This window comes from Listeria aquatica FSL S10-1188 (genome assembly GCF_000525795.1).
GTDB classification, from domain to species: Bacteria; Bacillota; Bacilli; order Lactobacillales; family Listeriaceae; genus Listeria; species Listeria aquatica.
On record NZ_AOCG01000008.1, the window covers coordinates 141,552 to 162,486 of the forward strand.

19 protein-coding genes, 2 tRNA genes, 7 pseudogenes and 1 riboswitch are annotated in these 20,935 nt (G+C 40.0%); of the genes and pseudogenes, 23 read left to right on the forward strand and 5 right to left on the reverse strand.

The window, feature by feature from the left end; translation table 11 throughout:
• Nucleotides 1-5 precede the first annotated feature (5 nt).
• The 4 genes from MAQA_RS14145 to MAQA_RS15525 form a co-directional block, all read right to left on the reverse strand.
• Entirely contained in the window at nucleotides 6-1,646 is a 1,641-nt protein-coding gene (locus MAQA_RS14145; RefSeq protein ID WP_206537537.1) for a YhgE/Pip family protein, read from the reverse strand.
• Nucleotides 1,570-2,418 carry a YhgE/Pip family protein gene (locus MAQA_RS14150; RefSeq protein WP_077913577.1) on the reverse strand — a complete coding sequence of 283 codons (849 nt, stop codon included), beginning with the start codon at nucleotides 2,416-2,418 and terminating at the stop codon, nucleotides 1,570-1,572. The genes MAQA_RS14145 and MAQA_RS14150 overlap by 77 nt, the downstream gene beginning before the upstream one ends.
• A gap of 204 nt (nucleotides 2,419-2,622) precedes the next feature.
• Nucleotides 2,623-2,793, reverse strand: a complete 171-nt coding sequence (locus MAQA_RS15520; protein WP_241463142.1) for a hypothetical protein — start codon at nucleotides 2,791-2,793, stop codon at nucleotides 2,623-2,625.
• A gap of 85 nt (nucleotides 2,794-2,878) precedes the next feature.
• Entirely contained in the window at nucleotides 2,879-3,112 is a 234-nt protein-coding gene (locus tag MAQA_RS15525) for an RrF2 family transcriptional regulator (protein ID WP_241463143.1), read from the reverse strand.
• 172 nt (nucleotides 3,113-3,284) lie between these two features.
• Nucleotides 3,285-3,330, forward strand: a riboswitch (PreQ1 riboswitch).
• Nucleotides 3,331-3,337: 7 nt separating this feature from the next.
• Between MAQA_RS15525 and MAQA_RS06900 the strand changes: the two genes are divergently transcribed.
• On the forward strand, nucleotides 3,338-3,817 hold the full coding sequence (locus MAQA_RS06900; RefSeq protein ID WP_036072505.1) for a QueT transporter family protein: 480 nt from the start codon (nucleotides 3,338-3,340) through the stop codon (nucleotides 3,815-3,817).
• 207 nt (nucleotides 3,818-4,024) lie between these two features.
• Here the strand turns inward: MAQA_RS06900 and MAQA_RS06905 are convergent, their stop codons facing one another.
• Nucleotides 4,025-4,312, reverse strand: a complete 288-nt coding sequence (locus tag MAQA_RS06905; protein WP_036072507.1) for a hypothetical protein — start codon at nucleotides 4,310-4,312, stop codon at nucleotides 4,025-4,027.
• 270 nt (nucleotides 4,313-4,582) lie between these two features.
• Between MAQA_RS06905 and MAQA_RS06910 the strand changes: the two are divergent.
• From MAQA_RS06910 to MAQA_RS07015, 22 genes and pseudogenes are all read left to right on the forward strand, one after another.
• A pseudogene (locus MAQA_RS06910) lies at nucleotides 4,583-4,924 on the forward strand (PH domain-containing protein); the annotation flags it as partial.
• Nucleotides 4,917-6,405, forward strand: a pseudogene (locus MAQA_RS06915) (PH domain-containing protein). The pseudogenes MAQA_RS06910 and MAQA_RS06915, both read left to right, overlap by 8 nt.
• Before the next feature lie 212 nt (nucleotides 6,406-6,617).
• Nucleotides 6,618-7,411 (forward strand): annotated as a pseudogene (locus MAQA_RS06920) (amino acid ABC transporter substrate-binding protein).
• On the forward strand, nucleotides 7,398-8,102 hold the full coding sequence (locus MAQA_RS06925) for an amino acid ABC transporter permease (RefSeq protein ID WP_036072509.1): 705 nt from the start codon (nucleotides 7,398-7,400) through the stop codon (nucleotides 8,100-8,102). Before MAQA_RS06920 ends, MAQA_RS06925 begins: the two are co-directional and overlap by 14 nt.
• Before the next feature lie 12 nt (nucleotides 8,103-8,114).
• Nucleotides 8,115-8,861 carry an amino acid ABC transporter ATP-binding protein gene (locus MAQA_RS06930; protein WP_036072511.1) on the forward strand — a complete coding sequence of 249 codons (747 nt, stop codon included), beginning with the start codon at nucleotides 8,115-8,117 and terminating at the stop codon, nucleotides 8,859-8,861.
• 116 nt (nucleotides 8,862-8,977) lie between these two features.
• Nucleotides 8,978-10,372 (forward strand): protoporphyrinogen oxidase, encoded by a 1,395-nt coding sequence (hemG, locus tag MAQA_RS06935; RefSeq protein ID WP_036072513.1) that lies wholly within the window; start codon nucleotides 8,978-8,980, stop codon nucleotides 10,370-10,372.
• Nucleotides 10,365-10,736: a holo-ACP synthase gene (gene acpS, locus MAQA_RS06940; RefSeq protein ID WP_036072515.1), complete on the forward strand. Its 372-nt coding sequence runs from the start codon at nucleotides 10,365-10,367 to the stop codon at nucleotides 10,734-10,736. The genes hemG and acpS overlap by 8 nt, the downstream gene beginning before the upstream one ends.
• A gap of 3 nt (nucleotides 10,737-10,739) precedes the next feature.
• The gene (gene alr, locus MAQA_RS06945; RefSeq protein WP_036072517.1) at nucleotides 10,740-11,861 is read left to right on the forward strand and encodes an alanine racemase; all 1,122 of its coding nucleotides are present in this window, start codon (nucleotides 10,740-10,742) and stop codon (nucleotides 11,859-11,861) included.
• 245 nt (nucleotides 11,862-12,106) lie between these two features.
• Nucleotides 12,107-12,358: a CopG family ribbon-helix-helix protein gene (locus tag MAQA_RS06950; RefSeq protein WP_036072519.1), complete on the forward strand. Its 252-nt coding sequence runs from the start codon at nucleotides 12,107-12,109 to the stop codon at nucleotides 12,356-12,358.
• A 4-nt stretch (nucleotides 12,359-12,362) separates the two neighbouring features.
• Nucleotides 12,363-12,707, forward strand: a complete 345-nt coding sequence (locus tag MAQA_RS06955) for a type II toxin-antitoxin system PemK/MazF family toxin (protein ID WP_036072521.1) — start codon at nucleotides 12,363-12,365, stop codon at nucleotides 12,705-12,707.
• 245 nt (nucleotides 12,708-12,952) lie between these two features.
• Nucleotides 12,953-13,796: pseudogene (locus MAQA_RS06960) on the forward strand (RsbT co-antagonist protein RsbRA).
• A gap of 4 nt (nucleotides 13,797-13,800) precedes the next feature.
• Nucleotides 13,801-14,157, forward strand: coding sequence for an STAS domain-containing protein (locus MAQA_RS06965; RefSeq protein WP_036072522.1), 357 nt, complete (start codon nucleotides 13,801-13,803; stop codon nucleotides 14,155-14,157).
• Between the two features lie 2 nt (nucleotides 14,158-14,159).
• Entirely contained in the window at nucleotides 14,160-14,570 is a 411-nt protein-coding gene (locus MAQA_RS06970; RefSeq protein WP_036072524.1) for an anti-sigma regulatory factor, read from the forward strand.
• A 20-nt stretch (nucleotides 14,571-14,590) separates the two neighbouring features.
• A complete protein-coding gene (locus MAQA_RS06975) occupies nucleotides 14,591-15,607 on the forward strand; it encodes a PP2C family protein-serine/threonine phosphatase (RefSeq protein WP_036072526.1) in 1,017 nt (338 codons plus the stop codon).
• A 58-nt stretch (nucleotides 15,608-15,665) separates the two neighbouring features.
• The gene (locus tag MAQA_RS06980) at nucleotides 15,666-16,007 is read left to right on the forward strand and encodes an STAS domain-containing protein (protein ID WP_036072528.1); all 342 of its coding nucleotides are present in this window, start codon (nucleotides 15,666-15,668) and stop codon (nucleotides 16,005-16,007) included.
• Nucleotides 15,994-16,466, forward strand: a pseudogene (gene rsbW / locus MAQA_RS06985) (anti-sigma B factor RsbW). Before MAQA_RS06980 ends, rsbW begins: the two are co-directional and overlap by 14 nt.
• Nucleotides 16,444-17,214 carry an RNA polymerase sigma factor SigB gene (gene sigB / locus MAQA_RS06990; protein ID WP_036072530.1) on the forward strand — a complete coding sequence of 257 codons (771 nt, stop codon included), beginning with the start codon at nucleotides 16,444-16,446 and terminating at the stop codon, nucleotides 17,212-17,214. Before rsbW ends, sigB begins: the two are co-directional and overlap by 23 nt.
• Before the next feature lie 2 nt (nucleotides 17,215-17,216).
• Nucleotides 17,217-17,823, forward strand: a pseudogene (locus MAQA_RS06995) (PP2C family serine/threonine-protein phosphatase).
• Nucleotides 17,824-17,883: 60 nt separating this feature from the next.
• Nucleotides 17,884-20,060: pseudogene (locus MAQA_RS07000) on the forward strand (Tex family protein).
• Nucleotide 20,061: 1 nt separating this feature from the next.
• On the forward strand, nucleotides 20,062-20,538 hold the full coding sequence (locus tag MAQA_RS07005) for a SprT family protein (RefSeq protein ID WP_036072532.1): 477 nt from the start codon (nucleotides 20,062-20,064) through the stop codon (nucleotides 20,536-20,538).
• A 104-nt stretch (nucleotides 20,539-20,642) separates the two neighbouring features.
• Nucleotides 20,643-20,714: transfer RNA gene (locus tag MAQA_RS07010), tRNA-Asn, on the forward strand.
• A gap of 13 nt (nucleotides 20,715-20,727) precedes the next feature.
• Nucleotides 20,728-20,818: transfer RNA gene (locus MAQA_RS07015), tRNA-Ser, on the forward strand.
• Nucleotides 20,819-20,935: the final 117 nt, after the last annotated feature.

A 20,935-nucleotide genomic window follows, 5' to 3' on the forward strand; every position in this document is an offset into this window, starting at 1 on the left:
TTAACTTAGTCTCCGCCAGGGATTAATGTTTGGTTTTCAAGTTTAAACCGTTTATTATGCCGTAGCGTCAGTACCCACATGAGAAGTAGGTTTGTGACCACGAAAATTGAAAGTAGAACTAGGGAACTGTGCACGTATAAAGAAGTTCCGAGTCCGGATGAAATAGCATCACGGAAACTATAAACAGAGTAACTCATTGGTAAGAATGGATGAATTGCTTTGAAGAAACCATTCGTGAGTGGTAGTGGGAACGTTCCACCGGCACCTCCAAGTTGTAGTACAAGAAGTACCATAGCAAAAAATCTTCCTGGGTTTCCAAGCGTGATGGCAAGGAACATGACAAAGAACATAAAGGCAAGTGAAGTCAAAACAGATGTTAATATAAAGGCACCAATATGATCGACATGTAAGCCAAGCATCAGCATAATTGAATCAAGAATAAGAGCCTGAAGGACAGCGGCTGACGCGCCGATAGAGGCTTTACTGAGCCACCATGAGAGGCCACTTGTTGGATCAATTGCTGGACGACGAATTGGGAAAATAAAGTTAAAGACTAAAGCACCGACATAAAGGCCGAGTGAAAGAACGTAAGGAGCAAGACCGTGACCATAGTTAGGCACTTCACTCATTTTGTGTTCTGTTAGTTTAGCCGGTGTTGCAAACATGTTGAATGTTTTATTAGTTGCTTTTGTATCATTTACTTGTTCGGCACCATCTTTTAATTTTCCAGAAAGTTCCTTGGAACCATCGCCAACTTGCTTAATTCCATTACCAAGATTTGTTGATCCAGCTGTAAGTTTAATTGCACCGTTATTTAATTCTGAAGCACCATTTCCTAGTTGACCAATTCCGTTATTTAACAGTGGAAGTTGACTATTCATTTGATTTAGACCACCAGTTAACTCATTTGCACCTTTTGCTAGTGTCGTGCTACCGGCGTTAAGTGCTGCGTTGTTATCTGTAAGTGTCTGAAGACCGCCATTCAAGGATCCAATACCATCTGTTACTTGTTTTGAACCACTATAGAGGGCATCGACTCCATTTGAAAGAGTAGGGATAGAAGATGTAAGCTGACTCGTTCCAGAAGCTAGTTTGGAGCCTCCGTTTGACAATGCACCAAGCGCTGCAGAAATTTGACTGAATTCATCTATTGTTGATTCTGTTTTTCCTACTAGTTCATTTGTTCCGCTCGCAAGTGTAGGTACCTGCGCGTTAAGCTTGTAAATAGCGTCTGCAACTTGATTACTACTTATCTTTAATTGATCGATCCCAGCATTAATCTCTGCGAAAGCCTTAGCTTGACCATCTGTTACTTGCTTGGCTCCTCCTTTAGCTCCCGCCTTTGCAGTAGCAACGATTTTTTGGGCTTCTGCTGAAGAAAGGTCGATTCCAGCTTGCTTCATTGCATTATCAATTCCAGCATCAATTGCTGCATCATAGCTTGTATTACTTGCTTGAAGTTTTGAAATCCCAGCTTGAACTTGATTCAATCCGGTGGTTAGTTTGTTCTTGCTTGTATCACTTGATGTATTTAAGTTTTTATTTAGCTCTGCAACAGCTGATTCTAGATTATTTGCTCCACTTTTCAGTTGTTGCAACTTTGCTTTTTGTTCGGGTGTATTGCTTTCTTTTAGTCCAGCATCCACCTTTTTTTTTAAGTTCGGCGATTCCTTTATTTAATTGATCGACTCCACCGTTTAGTTGTGTAGCACCTGAAGAAAGGGCGGGTACTTGATTTTTCAGATCTGCAAGTCCACTAGTTACTTTGTTTGAACCTGGGTAAAGCTCAGCAGATCCATTTGCAAGTTTTTGAGTACCATTTGTATATGCTCCAAGTTTTGTGCTGAACTCATTTTCACCTGCACTAAGTGATTTAGCTCCATTCGCTAATTTTTGAGTACCTGCAGTAGCTTCACTTACTGCCACTTGAATTTGAGAAGTACCATCTTTAAAAGTTAATGTGCTGTTCGCAAGTGTATCTAACCCCTTTGTAAGGGTTTTATTACCCTCTGCAAGCTTAGTTGAGCCGTCATTTAATTTTTTGGCTCCGTTTGCAGCAGTTGTCATGCCTTTACCCACTTCTTTAATTTGAGCAAAAACACTTTTTGCATATTCTTTGGTTATTTTTGTTGCAACCTGTGATTTCAACTGGTTTGCAGCTTGTTCAGTAACCACTTCACCTACATAGTTTTGTGAAGGATTGATTTTGTAAGATAAATTCATTTTTTGAGGATTTTTATCAAGCAGGGTAGAGGCATTTTTTGAGAAATTTTTTGGAATCGTGACGACCATAAAATATTTGCCATCTTTGATACCTTGCTCTGCTGATTTTTGACTGACAAAATGCCAACCTAGATCGTTATTTTTCTTTAGGTTATCTACAAGTTCATTTCCGACATCCAGTTGTTTTTCCGCCATATTCTGTTTTTTTTATCGTGATTGACAACAGCAACGGGAAGATCTCCTGTTTTACCATAAGGATCCCAAATTGATTTTAAAAAAGAATCCTCCATATAAGATCGGAATGAATAAAATAACAATGGAAGAAATCAGTAGGATTTTATTTTTCCCAAACTGCATCCATTCGTTTTTTAACATATTCACTTTCTAATCAACACCAATCTAAAAATTTAATTCAGGATGACTTTCGTTCCAGTCTTTGAACGGAAGCTCCTCTTGACCAAGCGTTTCAAGCAGTAAATCTGCAACAGTACGGTTTTTTAGCACTTCTTTCCAAGCAGCGTCCGCTTCTTCAAAAGTTTTCGTTACCTTCTTTTCACCTTTAGAAGCCACATTTTTACGAATATCTCCAAATACGGTTTTGATCAGTCCTGTATCTGGATAACTCGAGAGGTCGCTTTCGATCGCTTCTACAATTTCAAGTAGCGAAATTTTTTTTCGGACTTTTGGCTAAAGAAAATCCACCGTTGTTTCCAGAAACGGAACGAATAATATCTTTAACCACTAATTTTCGCATGATTTTTTTTAGGTAAGAAGAAGAAACTTGCAGGCGTTTGCTGATTACATCTGATGCAAGTGGCACCGTGCTATCTTGAGTGGAAAGTAGTGTGATGATACAAACCGCTTGTTCTAAGCTTCGGGTTAACTTCATCAAATTCACCTCACTTGTATTAAACGCTATAGAGATACCATATATCTATTATGGATATCAATAGTCTATGATAATTATAATCATTTCTACTGAAAAAGCAAGCTGCAATGTTTTCTTTTTCTTGAAGGGGTTTTCATTTTTAGAAAACTGCGCTATAATAATGTGATTTTAAAAAAACGTAGTTCGAAACCATCCTACGTAAAAAAAACTAGGGAGAGATTAATAGTGAAAATGAAATGGATTACAACGAATGCGATTGTTGCAGCATTGTACATCATTCTGGGCTTTTTAGTTCAGCCGCTTGTTTTTGGCGCTGTGCAATTTCGTATTCCAGAATTATTCAATCATTTGATTGTGTTTAATAAGAAATTTTTCTGGGGAATTATACTCGGCGTTTTTATAACGAATCTGTTTTCACCACTTGGTTGGTATGACCTTGTTTTTGGTGTTTCGCAGTCTGTTATTTCGATGCTCATCATGTTTATCGTGATGCATTATTTGAAAGGACAAGTTGCGCGGATGATTGCTAATACGCTAGTTTTCTCATTGACGATGTTTATCATCGCATTTGAGCTTTACCTCGCATTTGATTTGCCATTTTTTGCAAGCTGGCTATTCGCATCTTTTGGGGAACTCGCGGTGATGGGAATAGGTATTCCAATTATGTATGTGCTAAACAAGCGCATGAAGCTGGATTCGCTTTAAATATTTAAAAAGAGCTGGGAACATTAATCTGTTCCAGCTCTTTTTATGTCACGAAGTGAAGCAAGAACCTTCAGTCTAGCCTGCAACGTTTTGTGTTCAGATTTATTTGAAGATAGCCCTGATAAAGTAATAAGAAGCCTAAGCTCCGTTTTCTTGCCTTCTGCATCTATTTCAGTAAGTGTTAAGAAATTTTCACCATTTATAAAATCACGAAAAAAAAAGCTTATGTTCAGTTGTCATTTTTTGTGTAGAAATCGTTTCGTGAGTTGTAGTGTAAGTAATTCGAGAGGGTTCTTTTGTTGTGAACTGGATTTTCACTTGGTTGTTCTCAAGTGAAACAAGTGGAGCTCCAATCGAATAATCATCTGTCAGAAATAAATCCGTTAAGTCTTCTGAGGTTTGGTTAGATTGTAGAACCTCCGTTTCGGGGGCAGCTGTTACTTTTATAGTGGGAGCAGAAAAACTCACAATAGAGAAAAGAAGCGTTACAATCATCCAATAAATCCATTTTTTTTCGCATCTTATTTCTCCTCTCGAAAAATGTTATACTTAGCATAGCACGAAATTATGAACAAAAAATGAATGGCGACTTATTTTTAAAAATTAAACGAGGGAGGGTATTATGGAACTTACCAATTTAGAAAAGAAACTGCCAAAAAAAAATAAAAAAGGGTTTGGCAGATTTCATACGGGGTTGTGGGGGTTTTACTTGTTTTAGCAACAATTGGAAGCTATCTAATATTTTCTGCAACAGATGTGAATCTCTGGTTCAGTGCTATTGTATTCGCAGTTGCTTTACTTTATTTTATCTTTATTTATGGGTTTATTATCCCATTTAGGTGGATGAGATGGAGTTACCAAATTAAACATGATGAAATCGAAATTCAACATGGCATCATTTTTCGGAAACGTGTTTTAATTCCGATGATTCGAATTCAGCATATTGAAACCTCACAAGGTCCACTGCTTAGACAGCAAAATCTTGTTTCACTTTCAATTACAACAGCGGCAGGAGCAAATGAAATCGAGGCGGTCAATGCTTCGGAATCAGATGAACTACGTGAGTATATTCTTAGTCTCGTAAAGGTGGCGAAAGAAGATGTATAGCGAACGTAAATTGCATCCGATCGCACTTTTGAAAGAGATGTTCGATAATCTTCGTAAAAGCATTATTCCGATTGTCATTGGCTTGTTTTACATTTTTCAAGCTATTAAAAACAATCAATGGTTTCAAGCTTGGCTTTTCCCGATCTTGATTATAATAGTGATTCTTTTGATGTTTGCTCCAGCCATGATCAAATATTGGACTTACCGGTATACGCTTGAAGAGAAGGGCTTGCGCATTAAATATGGTTTGATTTTCCGGAAAAATATTTTTATTCCATATGAAAGAATTCAAACCGTTCAGCAAAAGCAGTGGTTCTTTTTCATCCCCTTTAATGTCGTTCAAATTCTTGTAGAAACGGCAGGAACAAGTGGGAAAGCAGAGGCGGATTTAAGTGCTGTGCCAAAGAGTGTGGCACAAGAACTTAAGGATTTAAGAGATGGTAAAAAAGCGGAAAAAGCAGTAGAACAAGGAGAAAATCCAGATCAAGTAATAAAAAAAAGCTTTTGCTGTTCAAAATGAATCTGAAGATAGCATTCGAACAGTTGAGCTGAAAACAAAAGAACTACTTCTCATGGCTGTTACTTCAAGTGGAGTGTTCGGAAGTCTTGCCCTTATTATTGCTTTTCTATCGCAATTTTGGGAAGCGATCCCGGAAGAGTGGCTCGTATCTGGGTTCGAACAAGCCATTCGATTAGGGATTTTATTGTTTGTAGTTATAGCCATTTTACTTTTAATCGTTTTATGGATTTTTTCAATCATTTTGACATTGTTTAAATTTTTCCAATTTAAACTGCATCAATTTGAAGATCATCTTGTGGTTGAAAAAGGTCTATTTGAACGAGATACAACAACGATTAAATATGAGCGTATTCAAGGGGTTGTAATTGTCGAATCTCCGCTGCGGCAGATACTTCGCCTAGTGAGCGTGAAAATCATCACGGCTGGAGGGGCAGACGAGCAGAATCAATCGGGAAATATTTTGCTCATTCCGATCATGAAAAAACAATTAGCGCTTGAGACGATCAAAGAGATGCTCCCAGCTTATCACTTTGAAGAAGCTAAAATTGAGAAGCTACCTAAGCAAAATCTGGCACGTTTTTTGATGATTTATCTCGTTTGGTCTATTATTCCATTTCTCATTTTGAGTGTGCTTTTCTATCCTTACGGGCTTATTGCAGTACTTCTTCCTCTTTTTGCAGGATTAAAAGCAATTGCGAGTTTTCGCGCGACAGGATTCAGTCTGAGTGAAGGGACTCTTTTACTTCGCGCAAGACCGTTTCTTTCAAAAACAACCCACCTAGTTAGAAAAGAACGAATCCAGTCCATGAAAGTTTCGAGGAGCATCTGGATGGAACGTACAAAAACAAATCATCTAAGTATCGCATTGAAATCCGGTAACTCTGAAACTACACCATTTTTGCGTTATCTTTCCGGGGAACAAGCAGAAAGACTTTATAAGTGGTATCATCCCAATGCTTAAGGAAAACTGCACTTCTCATTTTTTGAAGTGCAGTTTTTACTTACCCAAAGTAAGCATCTTGCTTGCAAAATCAGTGTGATTCTCCTACAATATACAAGGCATAGAGCGTGTAGCAAAGTGAGCAAACTGTGACTATTAATCCTCCTTATTTCATCGGAATAATTGGTTTTGCGATAATTAAGGAAGAAAATGAATAAAAGGAGAACAATAACATGAAAAAGATAGCAGCGTTTTTACTAACTTCCATTTTAGTGGTGGTTTTAACTGCTTGCGGTGGGAGTGGAAGCTCTTCAAGTGATAATGAAATGAAAAAAAATCGAAAAAGAGGGGACTATCACAGTCGGGACAGAAGGTACTTATCGCCCCTTTACTTTTCATGACTCTAAAACGAACAAATTAACCGGATTTGATATTGATGTCGTTAAAGAAGTTGCGAAACGACTTGATCTTAAAGTGAAATTCGAAGAAACACAATGGGATTCGATGTTTGCGGGACTTAATTCTTCTCGCTTTGATGTTGTTGCTAATCAAGTTGGGATTAATAAAGAGCGTGAAAAGAAATATGATCTATCTGTACCTTATTCAAAAAGCACAGCTGTCATTGTTACAGCAAAAGACAACGATTCAATCAAGACAACAGCTGATTTAAAAAGGCGTGAAAGTCGCTCAAAGCCTGACAAGTAATTACGGAAAAATCGCGAAAGATGCAGGGGCTGATATTCAGTCCGTTGATGGTTTGTCGCAATCACTTACTTTAATTAAGCAAGGCCGGACGGATGCAACTGTTAATGACAAACTCGCTGTGCTCGATTATATGAAGCAAACTAGTGATAATAAAGTGAAAATTGCAGCTGAGTTAAATAAAGAAACAAGTAGCAGCGCTTTTGCTTTTCGTAAGGATTCCGGAATCAAAGCTTCTTTTGATAAAGAGCTAAAAGCTATGAAAAAAGACGGTACATTAAAACAGATCTCAGAAAAATGGTTTGGACAAGATGTTTCTGAATAATTTACTTTTAGGAGCTGTTTCGCTTGATAATTTGAACTTTGATGTGCTGAAAGAAGCTTTTTGGCCAATGGTAAAGGGCGGGATCGAATATACGATTCCGCTTACGCTTTTATCCTTTGTCATTGGAATGGTCATTGCGCTTGTCATTGCACTTTTCCGTCTTTCAAGTTCGAAAATTTTTCGTGGGATCGGTCGTTTTTATGTTTCACTAATTCGCGGGACTCCGCTTCTTGTCCAACTGTTTGTCATCTTTTACGGTTTGCCGACAATTGGCCTTAAGTTTGATCCGTTTCCTGCTGCCATCATTGCTTTTTCGTTAAATATTGGCGGTTATGCGGCTGAAATTGTGCGTGGTGCGATTCAGTCTGTGCCAAAGGGTCAGTGGGAAGCGGGATACACGATCGGGATGAGCTATACACAAGTATTGTTTCGGATCATTATTCCTCAAGCTGCACGCGTTTCTGTTCCACCGCTTTCCAATACATTTATAAGTTTGATTAAAGATACATCGCTAGCTTCACTCGTGCTCGTTTCTGAACTCTTTCGGAAATCCCAAGAAATCGCAGCAACGAGTTATGAGTTTTTGCTAGTTTATATGGAAGCGGGACTGCTTTACTGGATTGTTTGTGTATTTTTGTCAGCATTACAAGGTCGTCTTGAAAAACGGTTAGATCGTTATATCGCGAAATAAGGAGTGAAAGCTATGTATCTTGAAGCGAAAAATATTGAAAAGGCATTTGGGGAAAATCAAGTTTTGCGTGGCATCGATCTAACTGTGGAGAAAGGGACTGTAACGGTTATTATCGGGCCTTCAGGTTCTGGGAAAACCACTTTTTTAAGGTCGCTAAACGCGCTTGAAATTCCAGAGACGGGTTCCCTTCAGTTTGATGATTTGGAAATTGATTTTTCAAAGAAATTGTCCAAAAAACAAATTGCAGATCTGAGAAAAGAATCCACGATGGTTTTCCAAAATTATAATCTTTTTCCGCATAAGACAGCCCTTGAAAATGTGATGGAAGGTCCTGTCCAAGTGAAGAAAATGCCGAAAGAGCAAGCCAAACAAGAAGCGCTAGAATTGCTTAGAAAGGTTAATTTATCGGAACAAGCCGATCTTTACCCCTATCAACTTTCAGGCGGTCAGGAACAGCGTGTTGGGATCGCCCGTGCGCTTGCGATGAAGCCTAAATTGATTTTGTTTGACGAACCAACATCGGCGTTAGATCCGGAACTAGTCGGGGATGTCCTCAAAGTGATGAAAAGTTTAGCGAGCGATGGTTGGACAATGATCGTCGTTACTCATGAGCTTAAGTTTGCTGAGCAAGTTGCCGATGAAGTGATTTTTATGGATCAAGGTGTCGTCTGTGAACAAGGAAAACCAGAAGATATCTTTAAAGCACCGAAGGAACCACGTACCAAGCAATTTTTGGAACGAATTTTAGATCCCATTTAAAAAGGAGAAGCCTCGCAATTGAAGTTGTTTTATGCAGCTATTCTTTGTAGGCTTTCTTTTTTTTTGTGCTAAAATAGTAGAGCAAAAATGGTTAACAGAGAGAGGTGCTGAAAAGAATGAAACGAATAGTAATTATCGGCGGTGGACTTTCCGGTTTATCGGCAGCTTATACGCTTCATCAGATGGGAAATGAGGATATAAGCTTTGATGTATATGAAAAAGAATCCCATTTTAACGGGAAATTTGAAACAGTGAAACGCGACGGGTTTTTGATTGAGAAAGGCCCCGACTCGTTTCTTGCAAGAAAAACAGCAGGAGTTGAGCTCGTTGATGAACTAGGACTAAGTGATGAACTAGTAGCTAATGCAACGGGAAGATCCTTCATTTATAATGGAAGCGGGCTATTTCCAATTCCGGAAGGTTCAGTTATGGGAATTCCGACAGACGAGGCAGCGCTTGCAGAAAGTGAATTGATTTCAGAAGCTGGAAAGGCCTATGCTCTGCAAGAAAAGACGCGTCCCTATATCCCCGTTAAAAATGATAGTTCACTAGGAGATTTCTTTGAAGCGCGCTTCGGAAAAGAGCTTGTGAAAGGCTTGATCGAGCCACTTTTATCAGGAATTTATGCAGGAAATATTTACAACATGAGTTTGCGGGCGACTTTTCCGCAGTTTGAGACGACGATTGAAAAAAGTGGTAGTTTGATGAAAGGTTTAGCAATGCCGGCACAAGTTAATATGCAAACAACAGGAACTAAAAATACGATCGGAGCTTTCAGAACCCTAAAAAATGGACTTTCTGAACTGCCAAATGCACTTGTAGCATCGCTTCCAAGTGAATCACTTCACACTTTGAAAGAAGCTGTTAAGCTGGAACGAAAGGGTACAGGCTACCAAATTTTGTTTGCAGATGGTTCGCGAGAAGAGGCAGATGCAGTCTTGATTGCGGCAACGCATGATGTGGTACTTAAACTTTTGGATAGAGATACGGCGGTCCCGTTTGAAAACCGACCGCTTTCGACACTAGCGACAATCTCATTTGCTTATGATCATCTGGATAAAGCAGCCTTAAAAGAAGGTACAGGCTATTTGGTTTCCCGTGTAAATGATTACCGAACAACTGCTTGTACATGGGTGCACAAAAAATGGCCGCATATGGTTCCAGACGGAAAAATGCTATTGCGCGGTTTTCTCGGAAAAGCTGGCGAAAATTGGATTGAAACAACATCTGATCAGGAATTGATTGATATGGTTTTGGCCGATTACAAAGAAATGATGGGGCTAACTGAAACACCGCTCTTTGCGGAAGTAAGTCGTATGCCACATGCGATGCCACAATATGATGTGGGTCATAAAGAGCGGTTAGCGACCTTTAAGCAAAATCTTTCGGCGAATTATCCGCGTGTTCACGTAGCAGGAATGAGTTACGACGGCGTTGGGATTCCAGATTGTATAAGGCAGGCTCGGACTATGGCTGAACAAATAGCCGAAGAGGTGAATCAAGTTGATTAAAGGAATCGGGCTCGATATGATTGATTTAGACCGAGTAAAAGCGGTCTTAGAGCGGAATCCGCGTTTTATTGAACGGATTTTGACCCCAGATGAAGAAGTGCTTTTTCATGGTTATAAAGGATCGAGACAAATTGAGTTTCTTGCCGGGCGTTTTGCGGCTAAAGAAGCGTACGCAAAAGCAAGCGGCACAGGGTTTGGGAAAGATCTAAGCTTTACGGATGTAGAGATTTTAACGGGACAAAATGGGGAGCCGCGTTTAATCCAACCGAAGCGAACAGATGAGTTAGTTTTTGTAAGTATTACGCATACAGGAAGGTCGGCAGCAGCACAAGTGATTATTGAAGCAAACGAAAGGAGAAGCTGAATCATGAGTGAACTGAGGACATATACCGGTGTACATCGTCCGACGTGGATTGAAGTAGACTTAAAGGCTATTCAAGCAAACATTCAAAATGAACAACAACTTTTACCAGAGGGAACGGGAATTTTTGCTGTTGTAAAAGCGAACGCCTATGGACATGGCATTTTGGAAGTGGCAAAAGCTGCCGAGCAAGCCGGAGCAACTGGATTTTGTGTTGCTATTTTGGATGAAGCACTTTATTTACGAGAAGCGGGCTTTACCTGTCCTATTCTAGTGCTTGGAGCAATTTTTAAAGAAGACGTAGCGCTCGCTGCAGAACAAGAGATTTCAATTACTGTCTATAATGAAGAATTTTTTGAAGGATTATCTCTTCCGGATAAACCGCTTAAAGTGCATGTTAAAGTGGATACGGGAATGGGACGACTAGGGTTTCAAACAGAAAAGGAAGTACTTTACGCAATCGAACAGATTGAAGCTGATCCTCGGTTCGAATTCGAGGGAATCTACACCCACTTTGCGACAGCTGATCAAAAAGAAACTAGTTATTTTGAAACGCAGTTACAGAAGTTTCGTTCTATCCTTCTTCGCCTTAGCAGGAAGCCACGTTATGTGCATGCTGCAAATTCGGCAACCGCTCTACTTCACACGCAGGCAGATTTCAATATGATTCGGCTTGGGATTGCCATGTATGGTCTTTCGCCCTCTGTTGAAATAGAAGATATTCTTCCGTATACCCTTCAACCTGCCCTGTCCCTTTATACACAAATAGCGCAGGTGAAAAAACTTCAATCGGGAGACCACGTGAGCTACGGGGCAACTTATGAAGCAGAGCAGGAAGAATGGGTCGCAACGCTTCCGATTGGCTATGCAGATGGAATACTTCGACGATTTAGTGGTTATGAAGTGTTAGTGGATGGTCGTCCTGCTGAAATCATCGGCCGAGTTTGTATGGACCAAATAATCATTCGGCTGGATCGCTATTACCCTGTAGGTACTGTTGTTACAATAATTGGAAGAAGTGGCCGGTTAAAACGGACAGCAACAGATGCGGCAGAATATCTTGGGACCATTAATTATGAAATCACTTGCGCGCTTTCGGCTCGTGTCCCAAGGAAATATATGGACTAAAACCGCTATCCGTGCTTTTCTAGTAAAAGGCGTTTATAATGGAATAGCAAAGAGCCATCTAAGTGTATCTTAAACAGTCGAAACACCTGAATGCATGGTTAAAAAAATTTGATTTTCGGCTGAAAAAAATGAGAAATTGCTTTTCTAATAACTCTTAGAATGGTACGATAGATACATAGAGCAAGATAGTATCAATGCAACTTTGGGGGTGTAAGAGGTGTTAGAAAAAAAAACAACAAAAAGAGATTTCTATATCTCTAACACAAGATTTGCTTGAAGAACTTGATTTATTTGTGCAAAAAGAAAAAATGGAGCGGAGTGAAGTGATCATGGAAGCGACGCAAGAGTTTTTGAAGCGCAAAAAAGCGCGTGAAGTTCGTGTAGAGATGGAACGTGGCTACATTGAAATGGCAAAAATCAATTTTGCAATTGCTTGCGAGTGCACCCATGCAGAGTCAGAAGCAGAAAATCGGAATATCGAAATATTAGGAGGTTAGGCCGTTGGTAAAGCGTGGTGATGTCTACTACGCAGATCTTTCCCCCGTGGTCGGAAGCGAGCAAGGGGGAACAAGGCCTGTTCTCATCATTCAAAACGACATTGGAAATCGTTTCAGTCCAACTGTGATTGTCGCAGCGATTACTGCGAAAATTCAAAAAGCGAAATTGCCGACCCATATTGAAGCTACGAAAAAAGACGGCTTTGATCGAAATTCTGTCATTTTGCTTGAACAAATTCGAACAATCGATAAGCAGCGGTTAACAGATAAGATCACGCACCTGGATGATGAATTAATGGAGAAGGTGGATCATGCTTTAGAAATTAGCCTTGGCATGATTGAATTTTAAAAGCCTTCCATTTACTTTTGATGATGACAAGTGTAAACGAGGATGATGAAGAAGGGCAGAACCTGCGTAAAGAACTCTTGAATGAACAGGTTGTACATAGTTTAGATTTGCTCACATAATAAATGTCTGATTTACCTGGCATAAGAGACAAGAACTTTGGGTTCAGTTAGCTTGTTTTCTTTTGTCAGGTTTTTTCAAACAAAAAAACAGTAAAGTGGGAAGAAAGAGAGGCGTAACAGAACAGCATGTACTCAGATTTTGCCGATTTTATTCGCGAAAACCAGACGGCGCTTTTAGAAGCCTGGGTTAGAGAAATGAAAGAACAAGAAGATCCTAAAATTGCAAGTGTTGCGACTGATGAAATGTATGAAGAAGTGACACGAGAATTTATTGATTTGATCGTAAGCAAAATAGATGGAACTGAAAATCAAGCTGAATTTCATGGGAAACTGAAGGACTTCGCTGAAAAAGTTGTGCTGCTTGGTTGGCCCATTCACTTTATTACAACAGGCATTCATAATTTTGCCTTGCTTACGTATAAAGGAATGCGCGGGAAGGCACTTTTTTTTTAAGCGTGAAGATAATCCAGAAGATGATGCTTATTATCGCTTTGAAAAGTGGCTTGCTTCGATTTATAACAAAATTGTAACGGTATATGCAGAGACTTGGGAAAAAACGGTATCGCAACAACGACAAGCCTTGCAAGAATTATCGGCACCACTTTTGCCGATATTTGATAATATCTCGGTCATGCCACTTGTTGGGACAATAGATACTGACCGTGCAAGGCAAATTATGGAAAGTCTGCTTGTTGGTGTTGTTAAGCACCGTTCAGAAGTGGTGCTAATTGATATTACGGGCGTTCCGATTGTGGATACAATGGTTGCCCATCATATCATTCAAGCGGCAGAAGCTGTGCGTTTAGTTGGTTCAAAACCAATGCTTGTCGGAATTAGACCAGAAATCGCTCAAACGATTGTTAATCTTGGTATTAACTTAGAGCAACTGATTACGACAAATACCCTTCAGAAAGGGATGGAACGGGCACTAGCATTAACAAATAGAGAAATAGCACAAAAAGAGGGGTGAAACCATGGGGATTCCAATTTTAAAATTAGGCGAATGCTTACTTATTTCTATTCAAAGCGAGCTTGATGATCATACCGCAATTGAGTTTCAAGAAGATCTTCTTGCAAAAATTCATGAAACGTCTGCACGTGGCGTTGTGATTGATATTACCTCAATTGATTTTATCGACTCTTTCATTGCGAAGATTTTGGGTGATGTGGTTAGCATGTCGAAACTTATGGGCGCACGAGTAGTGGTTACGGGGATTCAACCTGCTGTTGCAATCACGCTTGTCGAGCTCGGAATTACTTTTGAAGGAGTTCTTTCGGCTATGGATTTAGAAAGTGGCTTAGAAAAATTAAAACAGGAATTGGGGGAATGAAGATGACATTCCAATCCTGTGTAAAAATAACAGATGAATGGGACATTGTTTCTGCTAGGCAATTAGGGCGGAAAATTTCCAAAGAAATTGGATTTGGTACGGTGGATCAAGCACGGATTACAACGGCAATCAGCGAACTAGCCCGGAATATTTTCTTGTATGCGAAAACGGGAGAAATTTGTATCTTGAAAATTAATGAAGCAGGAAGACAAGGTTTAAAGATAGTAGCTAAAGACCAAGGACCCGGGATTTTAGATATTCGAAAAGTCATGCAAGATGGTTATACAACATCAGGCGGACTTGGAGCAGGACTTCCGGGTGTGAAGCGTTTAATGGACAGCTTCGATATTGAGTCTAAAACAAATGGAGACGAAAAGGGAACGATTATTACAGCGATGAAATGGATAAGGTGAGAGCAGGGGGGCTTTAAGGGATGAACGAGCAATTTGAGGCGAAATATGACGAAATTTTAATGGATTATTTAGAACATCAAGATGAGGCTATTTTATATGACTGTGAAAAATTAACAAAAGAAGCCATGGACCAAAGTATTCCGCCAGAAGAAATTATCAATATTCATCGTTCTGCCCTTGAAAAATATGATAAAAATATGCCTGACTATGTGAAGAAATCATTTGATGTATTACTTGAAACGATGGTTGGGTATGGTCTTGCTTATTTGGAACATATTAGTCTACGAACGGAACAGCGTGCCTTGAAAAGCGAAATTGAGCAAGCAGAATCCATGCAAAAAACACTCCTTCAAGCTGATTTGCCAACTGGAACAGAACTTGATTTTGGCGTCGTAAGTAAAGCTGCGAGACAAATGAGCGGCGATTATTATGCTTTTTTGGATTTGGATGGTAAAAAAGAAAACATTGGGATTTCACTTGCTGATGTTATTGGTAAAGGGATCCCCGCAGCTTTTAGTATTTCGATGATTAAATATGCTCTTCCTGGAATTGCGGAAGAATACGAAGATCCAAGTCGTGTACTTAGAGCACTGAACAAGGTGGCAGAAGAAAATATTAACGACAATATGTTTATTACGATGTTTTATGGTGTTTACAGAAAAGCACTACACCGATTTGAATATGCTTCCGCAGGACACGAAGTAGGTGTTTTCTATGAAGCAAAGACGAATCAATTCTCTGACCTATATGCTCGCGGCTTGCCACTTGGAATCAATAAAGAAGTGGAGTACCGGAAATTTGAAAGAGCGGTCGCACCAGAAGATGTGATTTTTATTATGTCTGATGGTGTCACAGAAACGCGAACCAAAGAAGGCTTTTTAGAACGGCCGGAGTTGCTCGCTATTTTTGAAAAGTATATGAAGCTAGAAGCACAGGAAATGGCGGATGCGATTTATGAGCATCTCCTTAAATTACAAGACTTTAAGCTTCATGATGATTTTACTTTGATTGTAATTAAACGAGAAAAAGAGGTTTAAGCATTGCCTGAATCGGGTAATGCCACTCGTATACCAATTTTTAATGAGGTGACAAATAATGAATATCAATATCAAGATTGAAGATAAGAGTGAAAAGCAAGCCGAAGCTTTTATCTCAGGAGAAATAGATGCCTATACAGCACCAAAACTGAAAGAAGCACTTGACGGTTATCAAAGCAAAGAGAATTTCACACTCAAAGTCGATTTATCTGATGTTGGTTATATGGACAGCACGGGTTTAGGCGTTTTTGTTGGTCTCTTTAAAAACTTGCGAACAAAAAACAGCGAACTTGTTCTTATCGGGCTTTCCGAGCGCTTGTATCGCTTGTTTGAAATTACTGGACTCTCAGAAATCATTGAAATCAAAAATATAGAAGGTGAAACAAATGGCAACCTATGATAAGATCGAGCTAAATGTGCCGGCCAAGCCTGAATTCGTAAGCCTTGGAAGGTTGACTCTCTCTGGAATCGCTAGCCAAGCAGGTTTTTCATATGAAGTGATTGAAGACCTGAAAATTGCAGTTAGCGAAGCCATCACAAATTCCATTCGTCACGGTTTTAAAGAAAAGTCGGATGGTGAAGTGAAAATCGAGTTCCATATCTATTCGGACAAACTGGATGTGATTGTGAGCGATAAAGGAAAAAGCTTCGACCTCGAAAACAAAAAAGAAAAGAAGGCGGTCCATATGAAGCGGATGAGGATGCCGATTTAATAAGGATTGGCGGGCTTGGACTTTTCTTGATTGAAACTTTAATGGATGATGTGAAATTTTATTCGGAAGACGGAGTTTCCGTTTTAATGACTAAATATATTAATGAAAAGCAGGTGGAGGAGAATGCCAAAAGTGTCTCAACCTGATAAGGAAAAAGTTTATGAGTGGATCGAAGCATTTCAGAAGACAGGGGATGAAAATGCCCAATATCAACTTGTCGTTCATTATAAAAATTTAGTCGAATCCATTGCACGAAAATATTCACAAGGAAAATCGTTCCATGAAGATCTCGTTCAAGTAGGAAATATCGGGCTTCTTGGCGCGATCCGGAGGTATAATCCTGAATTTGGTAAGAGCTTCGAAGCTTTTGCCGTGCCAACTATTGTTGGTGAGATCAAGCGCTTTTTACGGGATAAAACTTGGAGCGTCCATGTGCCAAGACGAATCAAAGAACTTGGACCCAAAATCAAAAATGCCGTAGAAGAATTGACTCGAGAGATGCAAGACTCTCCGCAAATTTCTGATATCGCAGCTTATATTGATGCTTCTGAGGAAGAAGTTCTTGAAGCGATGGAAATGGGAAAAAGCTATCAAGCACTTTCTGTCGATCATTCTATTGAAGCCGATTCTGATGGTAGCACGATCACGCTCTTGGATGTTGTTGGAAATGATGATGACGGATTTGAACAAGTTAATCAGCGAATGTTACTTGAAAAGGTATTACCGATACTCGATAGTCGGGAACAAAAAATTCTACAATACACATTTATTGAAAATCGCAGTCAAAAAGAGACAGGTGAACTGCTTGATATTTCGCAAATGCACGTTTCTAGAATTCAACGTCAAGCGATTAAAAAGTTACGCGAAGCCTTGCAAAATGAGGAAGTGGACTGACCATGTCAAGCATTGTAAAGACGAATGTAGAGTTGTTTACGTTCCAGCGGTCAAAGGATTTGCAACAATACTCAGGAGACATGTATTTTTTTTACGGAGTTACCTAACAATGAATTTTTATGTGTCTTAGCAGATGGACTCGGAAGTGGTATTGAAGCGCACCGATCAGCAAAAGCTGTAATTGACGCCGTGAAAGAAGATCCAGCAGAAGAGCTTGACTCGTTGATGGACAAATGCAATCAAGCCGTTTCCGGGCTAAGAGGAGCAGCTGTGGCGATGATTCGGGTTGATTTTGTTGCACATACGCTTACATACACGGGAACCGGTAATATCCGCTTTTATTTCATGGAAGCTTCTGGGAAAATGAGTTTTCCGCTTTCAACGATGGGGTTTTTATCTGGTAGAAAACAGCTTTTTAAACTCAAACAGTTTCAATATAAGCCGGGAAGTAAATTTCTAATTCATTCGGACGGGCTTAAACTTCGGAAAGTGAGATCTTATTTGGATAGCTCGATTAGCGCTGTGCATACAGGGCATAGTATTGAACGTCAAATTGCAAGCGTTCCCGAGGATGATGTCAGCTTTGTTGTCGGGAAATTTTTAGATTGAGTCAAAACTGCCATGGATGTGTGGCAGTTTTTTGCTTGATAAGTCAGTACAAGGATGGAAATGAGGAGAAAAATCAAAATGGAACAAAGCATAATGCCTTTTATTTATAAAAAATTAGACTATCAAAAGACGCAAATTGATGCGGTTATTAAGTTGCTTGAAGATGGAAATACGGTGCCTTTTATTGCACGTTACCGAAAGGAAAATACTGGTAGCTTAGATGAAGTGGCTATTCGCGATATTGAAGAAACATATGATTATGTTTTAAAGCTTGAAACGCGGAAAGAAGAAATCTTGCGTTTAATTGAAGAGCAAGGAAAACTAACGGATGAGTTGCGAGAACAAATTATAAAAGCTGATCAGCAACAAAAGCTTGAAGACTTATACCGCCCGTATAAGCAAAAGAAACGCACAAAGGCAACGATTGCAAAAGAACACGGCCTTGAACCGCTCGCAAAGTTTCTGTGGACTTTTTCAGATGCTGATGTGGAACAAGAAGCAAAGGGGTATTTGTCAGAAGATGTGGTAGATGTAAATGCTGCGCTACTTGGGGCACATGAGATTATTGCAGAAGAAGTTAGTGATCAGCCAGAGTATCGTGAATGGATCCGTAATTTCACGCGGAAATTTGGGATGATCCACACAGAGAAAAAAGAAAAAATGCTGTGGATGAAAAAGCCGTATATGAAATGTATTATGATTATCAGGAAATGATTCAAAAAACGGCTCCTTACCGTGTACTTGCTTTTAACCGTGGTGAGAAAGAAGAAGTACTCCGAGTTTCTATTGAAATTGATGCCACTAAAATTCATGCTTATTTGGAAGAAAAGAACTTACCCAATAAGGAAAACGGATCTGTGAGGCTTGTACGAGAAGCTGTTTTTGATGCTTATAAGCGTTTTATTGCGAAAGCTGTGGAACGCGAAATTCGTTCAGAATTAACGGAAACGGCAGAAGATCATGCGATTGAAATTTTCTCGCTGAATTTGCGAAAACTGCTACTTCAACCGCCGCTAAAAGGGAAGGTGATTCTTGGCGTCGATCCGGCTTTTCGGACCGGCTGCAAACTTGCGGTTCTTGATCCTACCGGAAAAGTTCTTGAAATTGGCGTGATCTACCCTCATACCGGAAAGGGGCGTGTACCCGAGGCAAAAAGCAAAGTGACCGAGCTTTTGAAACGCTACGGAGTTCAAGTTATTGCGATCGGAAACGGAACGGCTTCGCGAGAAACAGAACAATTTATTGCGGACTTACTGCACGAAACAGGAAGTGAGGCGCTATACACTATTGTTAATGAAGCAGGAGCAAGTGTTTATTCAGCGAGTGAAATTGCTCGTGAAGAATTTCCTGACTATCAAGTAGAAGAGCGAAGTGCAGTTTCAATTGGAAGACGTCTCCAAGATCCACTTGCGGAACTTGTGAAAATCGATCCTAAATCTGTTGGCGTTGGACAGTATCAGCATGATGTTTCTCAGAAAAAGCTAAGTGACGCTTTAACGTTTGTTGTGGAAACAGCTGTTAACCAAGTAGGAGTAAATGTGAACACGGCTTCTGCAGCACTTTTACAGTACGTGGCTGGCTTAAATAAAACGGTAGCCGGAAATATCCGAAAATATCGGGAAGAAAATGGTCCCTTCACTTCTCGAACAGAACTAAAAAAGGTACCACGACTCGGAGCGAAATCTTACGAGCAAAGTATTGGTTTTATGCGAATTCTCGAAGGGGAAAATCCACTAGACAAAACAGCAATTCACCCGGAAAGCTATAAAGCGGCAGAACAATTAATCAAGAAACTTGGGTTCACGCTTCAAGATATTGGGACCCCCAAGCTAAAAGCTGAATTGCAGCAGGCGAATGTCGGTGAAATGGGGCAAGAACTTGAAATCGGGAAGGAAACGCTTCAGGATATTATTCAAGATTTAATCGCGCCAGGACGGGATTTGCGTGATGAATTGCCGCAACCAATGCTTAAACAAGATGTCATCAAAATGGAAGACTTAAAGCCAGGGATGCAGCTTGAAGGCACGGTTCGAAATGTAGTAGACTTTGGTGCCTTTGTGGATATCGGAGTGAAACAAGATGGACTCGTTCATATTTCAAAACTTAGTCAATCATTTGTGAAGCGACCGATGGATGTCGTTTCCGTTGGCGATATTGTAACGGTTTGGGTGGATGAAGTGGATTTGAAGAAGAATCGAATCGCGCTTTCCATGGTTGCACCAAAGGATGCGAAATAGCATGGAAAATGCAGAGCTTCAAGCTTTGATGGAAAGCGTATCCGTGGAATATTTTGGCAAGTCTTTTTCTCATCAAGCTCGGTTCAATGCGCGACTTCGTACGACGGGAGGGCGCTATTTACTACGCTCGCATGACATTGAAATGAATCCCAAATACCTCTCTACTTTCGGGAAAGCGGAATTCATCCAAATTATGAAGCATGAGCTCTGTCATTACCATCTTCATTTAGAAAACCGAGGGTATAAACATCGCGATGCCGATTTTCGAAATTTACTACGCGAAGTGGGGGCGCCTCGGTTTTGTAAGCCGATCGAGATGGAAAAGAATTTGCATGGATATGCATGTAAGAAATGTGGAACGAGCTTTATGCGGCAACGTAAAATGAATGTAAGTCGCTATCGTTGCGGAAGATGTGGTGGGAAACTTGTTTATTCAGGACAGAAAAAGGGGATGCAAGCAAGTTTCAATGAAAAGTGAAATGAGGCAAGAAGAAGGGGTTTTTTACGAGCTCTTTAGCTCGAAGGAACAGAACTTTTTCTTGCTTTTTTAATTATCCATTATTATAATAAAAGTAAATTTATTCCACAGTAGCTCAGTGGTAGAGCAATCGGCTGTTAACCGATCGGTCGTAGGTTCGAGTCCTACCTGTGGAGTTTTTGTTTTTATGGAGAAATACTCAAGTGGCTGAAGAGGCGCCCCTGCTAAGGGTGTAGGTCGTTTGCGCGGCGCGAGGGTTCAAATCCCTCTTTCTCCGCCATTTATAGTGTGAAATCAAGCTTTGCCTTTCTGTAGGTAAAGCTTTTTAGTTGCGGTGCCAAAAAGTAAGTTTTACGTTGCGGTGCCGCCCATTTACTGATACACTTAAGAAAGTCTG